This is a genomic window from Halocalculus aciditolerans, from assembly GCF_014647475.1.
Lineage (GTDB): Archaea > Halobacteriota > Halobacteria > Halobacteriales > Halobacteriaceae > Halocalculus > Halocalculus aciditolerans.
This window is the reverse complement of the sequence record NZ_BMPG01000003.1, coordinates 472,735-485,418: the sequence shown is the minus strand read 5'-3', so window position 1 is coordinate 485,418 and position 12,684 is coordinate 472,735. Positions and strand designations below refer to the sequence as shown.

The 12,684-nt window shown below is 68.5% G+C and carries 12 protein-coding genes; 5 read left to right on the top strand and 7 right to left on the bottom strand.

The genetic code is table 11. The features are described from left to right. Position 1: 1 nt before the first annotated feature. Genes IEY26_RS13360 through IEY26_RS13340 form a run of 5 tightly spaced genes read right to left on the bottom strand, consistent with a single transcriptional unit; the run spans position 2 to position 5,009 of the window. The gene (locus IEY26_RS13360; protein WP_188979729.1) at positions 2–1,138 is read right to left on the bottom strand and encodes an acyl-CoA dehydrogenase family protein; all 1,137 of its coding nucleotides are present in this window, start codon (positions 1,136–1,138) and stop codon (positions 2–4) included. Between the two features lie 49 nt (positions 1,139–1,187). Further along, entirely contained in the window at positions 1,188–2,000 is an 813-nt protein-coding gene (locus IEY26_RS13355) for an enoyl-CoA hydratase/isomerase family protein (protein ID WP_188979728.1), read from the bottom strand. Beyond that, positions 1,997–2,878: a 3-hydroxyacyl-CoA dehydrogenase family protein gene (locus IEY26_RS13350; protein WP_188979727.1), complete on the bottom strand. Its 882-nt coding sequence runs from the start codon at positions 2,876–2,878 to the stop codon at positions 1,997–1,999. Before IEY26_RS13350 ends, IEY26_RS13355 begins: the two co-directional genes overlap by 4 nt. A gap of 46 nt (positions 2,879–2,924) precedes the next feature. Continuing rightward, positions 2,925–3,827, bottom strand: coding sequence for a DMT family transporter (locus IEY26_RS13345; protein ID WP_188979726.1), 903 nt, complete (start codon positions 3,825–3,827; stop codon positions 2,925–2,927). Beyond that, on the bottom strand, positions 3,828–5,009 hold the full coding sequence (locus IEY26_RS13340) for a CaiB/BaiF CoA transferase family protein (RefSeq protein ID WP_188979725.1): 1,182 nt from the start codon (positions 5,007–5,009) through the stop codon (positions 3,828–3,830). Positions 5,010–5,154: 145 nt separating this feature from the next. Between IEY26_RS13340 and IEY26_RS13335 the strand changes: the two genes are divergently transcribed. The 5 genes from IEY26_RS13335 (at position 5,155) to IEY26_RS17500 (ending at position 10,875) form a co-directional block, all read left to right on the top strand. Continuing rightward, positions 5,155–6,222: a TAXI family TRAP transporter solute-binding subunit gene (locus IEY26_RS13335; protein WP_229774130.1), complete on the top strand. Its 1,068-nt coding sequence runs from the start codon at positions 5,155–5,157 to the stop codon at positions 6,220–6,222. A gap of 12 nt (positions 6,223–6,234) precedes the next feature. After that, entirely contained in the window at positions 6,235–8,226 is a 1,992-nt protein-coding gene (locus tag IEY26_RS13330; RefSeq protein WP_188979723.1) for a TRAP transporter permease, read from the top strand. 104 nt (positions 8,227–8,330) lie between these two features. Then, on the top strand, positions 8,331–9,500 hold the full coding sequence (locus tag IEY26_RS13325; protein WP_188979721.1) for a thiolase domain-containing protein: 1,170 nt from the start codon (positions 8,331–8,333) through the stop codon (positions 9,498–9,500). Further along, positions 9,497–10,462 carry a hypothetical protein gene (locus IEY26_RS13320; protein ID WP_229774129.1) on the top strand — a complete coding sequence of 322 codons (966 nt, stop codon included), beginning with the start codon at positions 9,497–9,499 and terminating at the stop codon, positions 10,460–10,462. Before IEY26_RS13325 ends, IEY26_RS13320 begins: the two co-directional genes overlap by 4 nt. Beyond that, entirely contained in the window at positions 10,462–10,875 is a 414-nt protein-coding gene (locus IEY26_RS17500) for a Zn-ribbon domain-containing OB-fold protein (protein WP_229774127.1), read from the top strand. Before IEY26_RS13320 ends, IEY26_RS17500 begins: the two co-directional genes overlap by 1 nt. Before the next feature lie 117 nt (positions 10,876–10,992). Here IEY26_RS17500 and IEY26_RS13315 read toward each other — a convergent pair whose 3' ends face one another. Both IEY26_RS13315 and IEY26_RS13310 read right to left on the bottom strand, forming a co-directional pair. Then, positions 10,993–11,739, bottom strand: coding sequence for a CoA-transferase subunit beta (locus IEY26_RS13315; RefSeq protein WP_188979719.1), 747 nt, complete (start codon positions 11,737–11,739; stop codon positions 10,993–10,995). Next, positions 11,740–12,651, bottom strand: a complete 912-nt coding sequence (locus tag IEY26_RS13310) for a CoA transferase subunit A (protein ID WP_229774125.1) — start codon at positions 12,649–12,651, stop codon at positions 11,740–11,742. Between the last annotated feature and the right edge of the window lie 33 nt (positions 12,652–12,684).

The window sequence follows — 12,684 nt, the reverse complement described above, 5'->3', positions numbered from 1 at the left end:
CTCAGGCGAGGTCGGGGAGGCCCTGTTTCTGCAGGACGCTCGCGATCTGGTTCTTCTGCACCTCGTCCGTCCCCGCGGCGATGCGGCGGCCGCGCTGCATCCGGTACAGATACTCCAGCGGATGACCCTGCTGGTAGCCGTTCGACCCGTGCACCTGCAGCGCCTCGCTCACGACGTCCTCCACCATCTCCGCCGAGTAGAGCTTCGCGATGCTCGTCTCCATCCGGTCCGGAATGCGGCCCTGCTCGACCGCCGTCGTCGCCGCCCGATACGTGAGCGCGCGCGACGCTTCGAGACGCTTCACCATGTCCGCGAACTTCCACTCCATCCCCTGGAACTCCCCGATGGGCTGGCCGAACTGCTCGCGGTCCTCCGCGTACGTGAGCGCCTTGTCCACTGCGCAGCGCGCCACGGCGTTCCCGAGCGTCGCACTCCCCAGTCGCTCCCAGTTCAACGCCTTCAGCTGCGCCTTGAACGCCTCCGGCCCCCGCGTCAGGACGTTCTCCTCCGGAATCGTGACGTCCTCCATGTAGAACTGCGTCTGCGTCGCCCCCGACATGTTCGTGTAGTGCTCCGCCACCTCGACGCCGTCCATCTCGAAGTCGAGGAGCACGGTGCCGAGCCCCTCCGGGAACTTCGTCCACACCACCGCCGCCGCCGACTCCGGCACCGAACTCACCCACGTCTTCTCCCCGTTCAGGACGAGCTCGCCGTCCTCTTCGGTTACCTCGGTGGTCATCGACCCGACGTCCGAGCCGGCCTCGGGCTCGGAGATGGCGACGGCGATCATCGTCTCCCCGCCCGTCACCCGCGGCAGATACTCGTCTTTCACCGCGTCGCTCCCGAACATCTCGACGGCGCGCGGCGCGACCATCTGTTGCTCGTAGAGGAACTGCGCCGTGTCCGGGCAGACCTCGCCCACCGCCTCGATGGTGAGCATCGCCTCGAGCTCGGACATTCCGCCGCCCCCGTACTCCTCCGCGATGTTGATGCCGAGGAAGCCCTGCTCCGCGAGGAGTTCGACGTTCTCCCACGGCGTCTCGCCCTGCCAAGTGAAGGCCTTCTCCGCGAACTCGGACTCCGCGACCTGCTGAATCGCGTCCAGTACCATGCGCTGCTCGTCGTCGAGCGCTATCATACACCGCACTCTCGTGGCGACCCGCTTAAAAACTCGGAAACGCGCCTGCCTATTCGCCCGTGAACTCGGGCTCGCGGTCCTCGAAGAACGCGTCCAAGCCCTCCTGAAGGTCCTCCGTGTCGAAGAGCGAGGTGAAGAGCTCGGACTCGTAGTCGAGGCCCTCGCGCCGCCCCATCCGCGAGCTCGCACGGACGGACTCCTTCGCGAGTTCGAGCGCGAGCGGGCTCTTCTCCGCGATACCCCCCGCGAGGTCGTAGACGCGCTCCTCGAACTCGCCCTCGTCGTGGACTTCCTCGACGAGACCCATCTCTCGGGCCTCGTCGGCGTCGACGAGCTCGCCGGAGAGGATGAGCTTCAGCGCCTGGCCCTCGCCGACGAGGTCCGGGAGGCGCTGCGTGCCGCCGCCGCCCGGGATGAGACCGAGATTGATCTCGGGCTGTCCGAACTTCCCGCCGCGCTTCGCGATGCGGATATCGCACGCCTGCGCGAGCTCGCAGCCCCCGCCGAGCGCGTGCCCGTTGATGGCCGCGATGACGGGAAGCGTCGCGTCGGCGACGGTCTCGTAGACGCGCGGCCGCCGACTCACCCGCCGCTGCTCGAACTGGTCGCGGTCGCCGAACTCCGTCACGTCCGCGCCCGCGACGAACGCCCCGCCCTCCGCGTTCCCCGTCAGGACGAGCACGCGCACGCCGTCGTCGTCCTCCGCGGCTTTCACGGCCTCCTTCAGCTCCGTGCGGACCTCGCCGTTGAGCGCGTTCCGCGCGTCCGGCCGGTCGATGGTCACGGTCGCCACGCGCTCGGCGTCGCCGCCGACGTCCACTTGGAGCGTCTCGAACGAGCGGGCGGCGAGCGAGTCGCTCATTCGTCCACCTCACCGGAGACGCCGACGACCTCTCCGTCCTCCCAGACGTAGAACCCCTCGCCCGTCTTCTTCCCGAGCTTCCCCGCGCGCACCTTCCGCTTCAGCTCCTGCGGCGGCTTGAAGCGCTCGCCGAGCTCCTCGCGGAGGTACTCCGCGATGTCGAGGCGGACGTCCAGCCCCACGAGGTCCGTGAGTTCGAGAGGACCCATCGGGTGGCTGTACCCCTCCTCCATCGCCGTGTCGATGTCCTCGACTGACGCGACGCCTTCCTCGACCATCCGGATGGCTTCGAGGCCGAGCGCGACGCCCAGCCGGGAGGACGCAAAGCCCGCGGTGTCGCGGACGACCACGGGCTCTTTCTCCAGGCCTTCCACGTAGCCGACCGCGCGGTCCTCGGTCGCCTTCGACGTCTGCTCGGCGACGACGATCTCCACCAGCGGCATGATGTGCGGCGGATTGAAGAAGTGGAGGCCGATGGCTCGCGTCGGGTCGTCGAGCACGCTCGCGAGCTCCGTCACGGAGAGACTCGACGTGTTCGACCCGATGAGCGTCTCGTCGCCTGTCGCCTCTTCGACCTGCTCGAAGATGTCCTTCTTCAGGTCCATGTTCTCCGGGACGGCCTCGACGACGAGGTCGGCGTCCGCGACCGCGGCTTCGAGGTCGGCGTTCCCGCTGAGCCGGTCGAGCGCCGCGTCCCGCTCGTCTTCGGTGACTTTCCCGCGGTCGACGCCGCCCTGGAGGTTCGATTCGATACTGTCGAGTCCGGCCTGGATGCGCTCGTCGTCCACGTCGTTCAGCGTGACGTCGTGGCCGGCCTGCGCGGAGACCTGCGCGATTCCGTGACCCATACTGCCTGCGCCGATGACGGCGACCTGCATACTTCTAGGAGGCTCCCGCCGCCCCGATAAACGTTCCCATGGGACCTCAGCCGAGCGTGACGAGCACGACGCCGACGACCGTGACGACCGCGCCCGTGACCGTCCGACGGCGCGCGCCCTGCGCTTCGTCGAGGAGGAGAATCCCGAGCGTCACAGTGAAGAGCGGGCTGGCGTTGAAGATGGGGACGACGACGACGGCGTCGGCGACGGCGAGCGCCGCGAAGTACATCGTGATGGCGGCGGTCCAGCAGACGCCCGTGAGGGCGAGGAAGCGCCGCGGGCCGGGGCGCGTGAAGGTGCGGAGCTGACCGGGGTCGCGGGCGAGCGCGATGACGAGGCCGACCAGCAGGCCGGCGGCGAAGTTCATCGCGAGCGCCGGGAGCACCGGGGCGTCGAGCACGCTGAGCCCGTACTTCCGGATGACGGGGGTGACGCCGAACCAGAGGACGAGAACGAGCGCGATGACGGCGGTGGTCGAGAGGCCGGCGTGACGCTCGCCGTCCGCGGCGTCGGCGCGCGTGAGAATAACGAGACCGACGACGACCACGACGATACCCACCGCGAGCAGCGGCGAGAGCGACTCGCCGAGGAAGATGACGGAGAAGGCGGCGGCGACCATCGGGCTCGCGGACTTCACGGCGTGGGCGACGCCCGCCCCGACGAGGCCGATGGCGTGCGAGAGCATGAACCGGCCGAGCCCGGAGCCGAGCACGCCGCTCACGAAGAAGACCCCGGCGGCCGTCGAGGAGAGAAGGGGCTGGTCGAGGAGGACGACGAGCGGCGAGAGAATGAGGACGCTCACCGCCGTCGTCGCCGTGACGAGCGCCTCCGGGGAGACGTCGTCGAGCCCGCGGCGCGCGCTCACGTAGCCGACCGAGGAGACGAGCGCCGCGGCGAGCGCGAGCGCTTCACCGGGGAGTGCCGCGAGCGCGGCGACGCCGGACGCCACTCAGACGACCCCGTCCTCCCGGAACCGCTCGATCTCCTCCTCGTCGTAGCCGAGTTCCGCGAGCACTTCTTCCGTGTGCTCGCCGAGCTTCGGCGGTGCCTCCGCCCGGTCGGTTTCGAGGTCGGAGAACTTCACGGGGTTCGCCGGCGACTTGAACGTCCCCAGCTCCTCGTGCTCCATCTCCGTCACCATGTCGCGCGCCTCGATGTGCGGGTCGTTCACGACGTCTTCCACGGAGTTCAGCGGCGTGCACGGGACGTCCTCGGCTTCGAGGATCTCCAGCCACTCCGCGGTCGTCTTCTCGACGAAGATGTCGTCGAGGATGGCGTCGAGCTCGTCCCGGTTCTCGATGCGGTCCGGGAACGTCGCGTACTTCGGGTCGTCGGCCCACTCCTCGTGGCCGAGCGCGCGGCAGAACGGCGGCCAGTGCTTCTCGCTGATGACGCCGACGATGACGTAGTCGTCCTTCGTCTCGAACGCCTGATACGGCATCAGGTTCGGGTGGCGCGCCCCCATCCGCTGCGGGTTCTCCCCGGTCGCGAAGTAGTTCGAGACGTGGTAGAGCAGGAACTGGAAGCTCGTATCGAGGAGCGCGAGGTCGATCTCCTGCCCCTCGCCCGTCCGCTCGCGGTGGTAGAGCGCCGTCATCACGGAGTAGATGGCGGTCATCGCGCCCGAGATGTCGCTGATGGAGACGCCGACGCGCGCCGGCTGCTCCTCGCTCCCCGTGATGGACATCATCCCGGACTCGCCCTGCAGGATGATGTCGAAGGATTTCTCGCCCGTGTACGGGCTCCCCTCGCCGTACCCGGACATCCCGCAGTAGACGAGGTCGTCGGTCACGCCGCTGAGCGTCTCGTAGTCCGCCGCGAACGTCTCCTCGTTCCCCGGGCTGAAGTTGTGGAGGAAGACGTCGGCGTCGGCGACGAGGTCGTGGAGGATCTCCTGCCCCTCGTCGCTCGCCAGGTCGAGCGTGAGACTGCGCTTGTTCCGGTTCAGGCTCACGAAGTACGCGGAGAGCTCGTCGCCGTACGTCGGCGAGTACGCCCGCGTCAGGTCGCCGTGGCCGGGGCGTTCGATCTTCACGACCTCCGCGCCCATGTCGCCGAGCGTCTGCGAGGTCAGGGGGCCCACGAGGGCCTGCGTCGCGTCGATAACGGTAATGTCCTCTAACGGCCGCATGGTACCTCGTCACGACCGAGGCGGTTTAGGTGTTGTGTAGTTCACAGCCCTGTCCCTCCCGAACCCAGCGCGGCCCCGCGTTCTCCCGGACAACGTACACTATTTATGAAAACGTTTAATATGCCTTGGTACACCGGTCTGGGGTATGGTGCGATTTAGCAGGCGGCAGATGCTGAAGGCCACAGGTATCGCAGGCGCAGCGGGAATCACCGGTCTCGCCGGCTGTTCCGGCGACGGAGGCGGTAGCGGGAACGGCTCGACGTCCATCGGCGTCGGCATCCCGAGCTCCAGCACGACGACGGGACAGGCGAGCAACGCGTTCCAGCGCGTCGTCAAAGAGCAGTCCCCGGACACGGAGCCCGCAGGGACCATCACGTGGAACAGCCAGGAGACGGGCGGTGACCCGCCGAGCCTCCGGCAGTACAACCAGGGGAACGTACAGGCCATGACGGGCGGCAACTTCGTCATCGCCTCCGCGATGCAGGACGCGCCGCCGTTCTCGGAGAACCCCGTCGAATCCGTCCCCAATCAGGCGTTCAAAATCGCGTCGCTCCACCTCCACATCGTCGCGGTGGACGGCTCCGGCATCGAGACGAGCGACGACCTGATCGGGAAGAACTTCTGGCCGCTCCCGCCGAGCTGGGGGCTGCGCCAGCAGACCGAGACCGTCTTCAAGAACGCCGGCATGTGGGAGGACCTCAAGCCGAACGTCGTCAACCTCGACACCGGCGACGTCGCGGGCGCGGTCGAAGAGGGCCGCGTCGACGCTCTCGTCGCCTACGGATCCGGCTTCCAGAACCTCCCCGGCTGGGCGACGGAAGTGGACGCCCGCGCGAACCTCCACGTCGTCCAGCCGACGGACACGCTCCAGCAGGGCATCGAGCAGACCCGCGGTACGAACTACAAGGAGATCGAGGTCTACGGCTGGAACCAGGACATGGGCGCTGACACCGTCGGCACCTTCCCCTCCGACTTCCAGTTCTTCTTCGGCTCCGATATCTCCCGCGACGTCGGCTACGAACTCGCCAAAATCAGCCACGAAAACGTCGACGCCATCCAGGAAGGCCAGGCCGCGTACGCCGACCACAGCGACCCCGAAGTGATGGCCGAAGTCTACCTCGACGGGCTCCCCGTTCACCCCGGCGTCTACGACTTCCTCGAGGAGCAAGACGTCGACGTGAGCAGCTACGAACGCGGCAGCGTCGAGGAGTGACGCTTCGAGACGATGAGTGAGACCGACTCCGAACCCCCCGTCTGGTCGCCGGCGTCGCTGGAGCGCGAGCACCTGCTCAACAACGCGCTCACGCTCCTCTCGCTGGTCTTCTGGGCGCGCGTCCTGTTGTACGCGCTGAACCAGGAGCTTCCGCGGGCGCAGTACGGCACGATTTTCCTCGGCGGCGGCGTCCTCATCTACGTCCTCCACGAGCTCATCGACCTCGGGGAGGCAGACCGCCTCGAACGCCTCGGTCTCTGGGTGCTCGCCGGCCTCTCGACGTTCACGTGCGCCTACCTCTACCTCAACTACGAGGTGCTGTCGACGACGCGCGTCGGGTACGCACTCGAGTACGAGTACGCGCTCGCCGCGCTGTTCACGATCACGATAATCTACCTCACGTACCGGGCGTTCGGCGCGGCGTTCGTCGGCGTCATCCTGCTCGCCATCGTCTACGCGCGCTTCGGGGAGTTCTTCCCCGGGCTGCTCCAGCACAGCGGCGTCGGCGAGCGCCAAGTCGTCAACCTCCTCGTCCTGGAGTTCGACGGCTTCTTCGGCTCCATCACGCAGATCGTCGCCGCCTGGGTCGCGCTCTTCCTCCTCTACGCCGGGCTGTTACGGGGGTACGGGGCGTTCCAGCTCATCATGCGGCTCGCGTTCAACGCCGCGAAGTACTTCAAATCGGGCGTCGCGCAGTCCGCCGTCCTGTCGAGCCTCATCGTCGGCTCCATCAACGGCGCGCAGACCGCGAACGCCGCGATGACCGGGTCGTTCACCATCCCGCTGATGAAGAGCAACGGGATGAAGTCGGAGACGGCGGGCGGCATCGAGGCCGTCGCGTCATCCGGCGGGCAGATCATGCCGCCCGTGATGGGCGCGGCCGCGTTCGTCATGGCCTCGCTCCTCGGCATCACTTACACTGAGGTCCTGATCGCGGGCATCATCCCCGCGGTCGTCTTCTACGTCTCCGTCGCTATCGGCGTCCACTACATGTCGTCGAAGCAGCTCGACGAGGGGGAGGCCCAGCTCGAATCGCGCCTCGAGGACCTCGACGCGGGCTACCACCCGGTCGTCGAGGCGGTGCGGTTCGGCGTGCCGTTCGCCATCCTCCTCTACCTGCTCGGCGTCGCGCAGTGGACGGTCGTCTCCTCCGCGCTCTACACGTGCGTCACGATGGTCGCCACCGGGGCCGGCATCCCCATCCTCCTCAGCGCGGTACGGAGCGAGGCGGACGTCGTCGCCACGGTCAAGAAACAGGTCCTCGACACCGTCGAGGGCGTGAAGTACGGCGCGACGACGCTCGCGCCCATCGCCATCATCATCGCGGCGGTGAACGGCATCGTCGACCTGCTGAACGCCACGGGCGTCCCGGGGAAACTCTCCCTCGCGCTCATCAGCGTCGCGGGCGGCGTCATGCTCATCACCATCATCCTCGCGATGGTCATCTGTCTCGTGCTCGGCCTCGGGATGCCGACGGTGGCCGCCTACACCATCGTCGCGCTCCTCATCGCGCCGACGCTGACGAGCCAGTTCGGCGTCTCCGACCTCGCCGCGCACTTCTTCGTCTTCTACTCCGCCATCCTCTCCGGCATCACACCGCCGATTGCGATCGCGGTCGTGGTGACGACGGGAATCGCGGGGTCGAACTTCTGGCGGACGAGCCTCGAAGCGTTGAAGCTCGCCGCGCCGCTGTTCATCCTGCCGTTCGCGTTCATCTACAACCCCGAGATCGTGACGGGCGGCCTGACGCTCTACACCATCTGGTCGGGCCTCCTCGTCCTCCTCGGCTCCGTGCTCGTCATCCACGGGCTGAACTTCGACCGGTCGCGGCTCCCGAGCCGCGCGGTCTCGCTCACGGCGCGCGCCGCGTTCGTCGTGTTCGGCGTCGCCGCGATGGCGATCTCGACGCGGACGGTTCGCCTCGCCGCGCTCGCCCTCGGCGGCGCGCTCTTCCTCGTCCAGACGCGCGTCCTCGCGACCGACCCCACGGAGGTGACCAACTGAAACACGCCGAACGACGCTGTCGAACGTCGGTGCGGTCCCCTGCGCGGTCTCGTTTTTCTTGGTAAATAGAAACCGTTTACCCACTCCGTGACACATGGTGTGGTATGCGGGACGTGTACATGGTCGGAGCCGGCCAGTCGGACTACGGCTCCTTCCCAGACGAATCGTATCGCTCCCTCTTCGCGGAGGCCTTCGAGGGTGCCGTCGACTCCGTCGACGGCGACTTCGACCGGGACTCCGTGGACGAGGCGTACATCGGGACGCTCGGCGTCGGCGGCCGCCAGCTCGGCCTGCCCGGCCCGAGCGTCACGGAGCACGTCGGCCTCGACGGCGCGGCGTCGACGCGCGTGGAGAACGCGTGTGCGGCGAGCGGCGTCGCGCTCCGGCAGGCCGCGCTCGCGATTCGCGCGGGCGTCGCCGACGTCGCCCTCGCGGGCGGCGTCGAAGTCATGACGGACATGAGCGGCGAGCAGACGCGGTACTGGCTCGGCGTCTCCGGCGAGACCGAGTGGGAGCGCATGGCGGGGACGACGTTCTCCGGCGTCTACGCGCAGATGGCGGACGCGCACATGGCCGAGCACGGGACGACGCGCGAACACCTCTCCCGCGTCGCGGTGAAGAACCACGCGAACGGCTCGAAGAACCCGCACGCCCACCTCGGGTTCGAGTGCTCGCTGGAGGACGCGATGAACGGCTCGACGGTCGCGGACCCCCTCAACCTCTACGACTGCTGTCCGACGTCGGACGGCGCGAGCGCCGTGCTCCTCGCGAGCGAGGACGCCGCCGAGGAGCTCACGGAGAAACCGATTCGGCTCACGGGGTCGGGGCAGGCGAGCGACCGCGTCGGCCTCTTCCAGCGCGACACCATCACCGGCGTTCCCGCCACCGAAGACGCCGCCGAGCAGGCCTACGACGAGGCGGACGTCGGCCCCGAGGACATCGAGTTCGCCGAGGTCCACGACTGCTTCTCCATCGCGGAGCTCATGGCCTACGAGGACCTCGGGTTCTGCGAGAAAGGCGACGCCGGCGACTACATCGAGTCCGGCGCGACGCTCCCCGACGGCGAACGTCCCGTCAATCTTTCCGGCGGCCTGAAGTCGAAGGGCCACCCCATCGGCGCGACCGGCGGCGGGCAGGCGGTGGAAGTGTTCAAGCAGCTCCGCGGCGAGGCCGGTGACCGGCAGGTCGACGGGCTCTCCCGCGGACTCACGCACAACGTCGGTGGTTCGGGCGGTGCCGTCGTCGTCAACGTCTTCGAGGAGGGGTGGGCATGAGCGCCCTGAACCCCATCGAGGCGGCGGGCGCGTACGTCCCCCGCTACCGAATCACGGCGGAAGAAATCGGCGACGCGTGGGACGGCTTCCGCGCGCGCGGCGTGCACGAGAAGCGCGTCCCGGCCGGCGACGAGGACGCCGTCACGATGGCCGTCGAGGCCGCGCGGGACGCGCTCGCCGCGAGCGACGAATCGCGAGAGGACGTCGAAGCGCTCGCGCTCGCGACGACGACGCCCCCAATCGAGGAGGGCGATATCGGCGTGCAGGTCGCGGAGATGCTCGGCCTCGCCGACGAACTCGACGTCTCCGTCTTCACGCAGTCGACGCGCGCGGGAACGCGCGCGCTTCTCGCGGCCGCGCGCACGGACGGCCCGGCGCTCGCCGTCGCCGCCGACGCCCCGGTCGGCGAGCCGAACGACGCCGTCGACCACGCCGCCGGCGCGGGCGCGGTCGCCCTCCTCACCGGGCCCTCGGGGAGCGTCGCCCTCGCCGACTCGGCGACGTTCGCCCGCGAGTATCCCGGGACGCGGTTCCGGCAGCGCGGCAGCGACACGGTGGAAGAGTACGGCGCGACGACGTACGAGCGCGACGCGTACAGCACGGCGCTCGCGGGCGCGGTCGACCAGCTCGACGTCGACCCGGACGCGCTCGCGCTCACGGCACCGAACGGCAGCCTCCCTGGCCGCGGGGCGCGCGCGCTCGGCCTCGACGCCGACGTGACGCACCTCGCCGGCGAGCTCGGCGACACGGGCGCGGCGAGCGCGCTCTTCTCCCTCCTCGCCGCCTGGGAGGCCGACGCGAACGAGACGCTCGTCGTCGGCTACGGCGACGGCGCGGGCGCGGACGCAGTCATGATTCAGGGACACCTCGACGTCGACCGGACGCACGACACCACGGACATCACCTACGCCGAGTACCTGCGGAAACGCGGCCACGTCCTCCCCAGCGGAGGTGAGAACTGATGGGAGCCTACGTCAGCGTCCCGACGTGGTGGCGGCAGCTCGACAGCCGCTACCGCCTCGTCGTCGGCGAATGCACCGAATGCGGCGCACACACTTTCCCTCCGGAAGGCGCGTGCGTCGACTGTAACGCCGTCGACGCCCTCGAACCCGTCGAACCCGAGGGCACGGGGACAATCGTCGCACAGACCGTCATCGAGGGCGGCGCACCGCCCGAGTTCGAAGCCCTCCTCGACGCGGAAGGCGCAATCGGCGTCGCACTCGTCGAACTCGACGGGGGCGCACGCCTCCCCGGGATGCTCACCGACTGCGACCCGCACGGCCCCGAGCGCGGCGACCGCGTCGAAGCAACTATCCGACGTATCTACGAAGACGAAGGTGTCGTCCGCTACGGCGCGAAGTTCCGCCCCCTCTAGGACGACACGCGCCGCTTCGACAGCGAAACGGCACGGCGAGGCACAGCCGACGGGTTGCCGACGCAACCCACGTTCTCTCACTCCCTCTCCGAAATTTCCGAACTCTCCCGCGTCTCCTCAGTCGAGGTAGACGCCGTCGGGGTCGAGGTCCTCGCGGATGATGGCGAGCTCGTCGTCCGTCGGCGGCGGCGTCTCGGTCACGTCGTCGGCGAAGTCGACGTCCCAGCCGGTCGCGTCGGCGACTTCCGCCCTCGTGACGCCGGGGTGGAGCGAGTCGACGTACATCTCGCCGTCGTCGAACGCCATTATGGCCTTGTCCGTGATGACGGCCTCGGGGCCGCCGCGGAGGCCCTTCTCCTCGCGGCCCCCCTCGACGAACCCGGGGCTCGTCACGAAGTCGACCTCTTCGGGGAAGCGCTGCTCCTGGTGGGGGGCGATGATGATGGTGCGCTCGACGTTCGCCGCGATCTCACAGGCCCCGCCGCTGCCGGGGAGACGGACCGTGGGGTCGTCGTAGTCGCCGATGACGGTGGAGTTGATGTTCCCGCGCTTATCGACCTGCGCGCCGCCGAGGAAGCCGACGTCGATGCGGCCCCCCTGGAGGTAGTAGGAGAAGCCGTCCATCATCGACTCGACGTTCACCGCGCCCGACGCGAGCACGGGGTCGCCCACGGAGAGCGGGAGCTTCGACGGGTTCGACCCGACGGTCCCGGACTCGTAGATCATCTGGAGGTTCGGCGCGTGCGTGCGCTTCGCCAGGTTGCACGCGAGGTTCGGCACGCCGATCCCCACGAGCACGGAGTCGTCGTCTCGCAGCCTGCTCGCCGCCGCCGTCACCATCAGCTCAGTGTTCGAGTAACTCATTCAGTACGACCCCATGTCGATCGGCACCGCGTAGTCGTTCCCGCCCTGTAAGTCGAGCAGCCGCTCGCTCGACAGCTTCTCCACGTACTCCCGCCGGTTCTCGACGCCGTAGACGTACTCGTCCAGCCACTCCTCGATGCCGTCGTGGGACTTCGAGACCTCGTCCCACTCTAGGTAGGCGTCGTTGTCGCGGTCGTAGTACCCTTGCGCGTACGAGGGGTGCGAGCCGTAGGGCTCCTCGACGACGTAGTCCACGACGTCCTCCGTGTAGAGCGTGCGGTTCGGGTCGCTCCGAATCACGTCCTCGTCGACGACCTCCTCCACGCTCAAGACGACCGTCTCGGCCGCGAACGCCGCCTCCTTCTGCTCGCCCGAGATACCCCAGACGTGCGCGTTCCCGCTCGCGTCCGCGCGCTGCGCCCGCACGACCGCGACGTCCGGGTTCAACGGCGGGACCGCATAGACTTCCTCCTCACTGAACGGCGATTTCACTGTTCGGATGTTCTCGTTGTGCTCGGGGAGGTCGGAGCCCGCGAACGTCCGCAGCGGCACGAACGGCAGGTCGACCGCGCCCGCGTGCAGGCGCGCCGTCAACCCGAAGTGCGTGTACTCCTCCAGTTCGAGCTCGTTCGGCACGCCCTCTTCGACGGCGCGGCGGAACGCCCGCAGACTCCCCACGCCCGGGTTGCCCGCCCACGAGAACGTCGCCTTCGACACACACCCCGCCGCGATGAGCTGGTCGTAGACGAGGTCGGGCGTCGCCCGAATCACCTCTAAGTCCTCGACGCCCTGCCGAATAATCTCGTGGCCGGCCGCGAACGGAATCATATGCGTGAACCCGGCCAGATAGATGCTGTCTCCGTCGTCGACGGCGCTCGAAATCGCCGCCTGCATGCTTGTCGTGTTACCCATCGCTCCTCGTACCACGAACGTTCGTGGGAGACC

Coding starts and splice junctions, on each gene's coding strand:
- IEY26_RS13360 (WP_188979729.1), bottom strand. CDS start 1,138: ATGATAGCGCTCGACGACGAGCAGCGCATGGTACTGGACGCGATTCAG.
- IEY26_RS13355 (WP_188979728.1), bottom strand. CDS start 2,000: ATGAGCGACTCGCTCGCCGCCCGCTCGTTCGAGACGCTCCAAGTGGAC.
- IEY26_RS13350 (WP_188979727.1), bottom strand. CDS start 2,878: ATGCAGGTCGCCGTCATCGGCGCAGGCAGTATGGGTCACGGAATCGCG.
- IEY26_RS13340 (WP_188979725.1), bottom strand. CDS start 5,009: ATGCGGCCGTTAGAGGACATTACCGTTATCGACGCGACGCAGGCCCTC.
- IEY26_RS13335 (WP_229774130.1), top strand. CDS start 5,155: ATGGTGCGATTTAGCAGGCGGCAGATGCTGAAGGCCACAGGTATCGCA.
- IEY26_RS13330 (WP_188979723.1), top strand. CDS start 6,235: ATGAGTGAGACCGACTCCGAACCCCCCGTCTGGTCGCCGGCGTCGCTG.
- IEY26_RS13325 (WP_188979721.1), top strand. CDS start 8,331: ATGCGGGACGTGTACATGGTCGGAGCCGGCCAGTCGGACTACGGCTCC.
- IEY26_RS13320 (WP_229774129.1), top strand. CDS start 9,497: ATGAGCGCCCTGAACCCCATCGAGGCGGCGGGCGCGTACGTCCCCCGC.
- IEY26_RS17500 (WP_229774127.1), top strand. CDS start 10,462: ATGGGAGCCTACGTCAGCGTCCCGACGTGGTGGCGGCAGCTCGACAGC.
- IEY26_RS13315 (WP_188979719.1), bottom strand. CDS start 11,739: ATGAGTTACTCGAACACTGAGCTGATGGTGACGGCGGCGGCGAGCAGG.
- IEY26_RS13310 (WP_229774125.1), bottom strand. CDS start 12,651: ATGGGTAACACGACAAGCATGCAGGCGGCGATTTCGAGCGCCGTCGAC.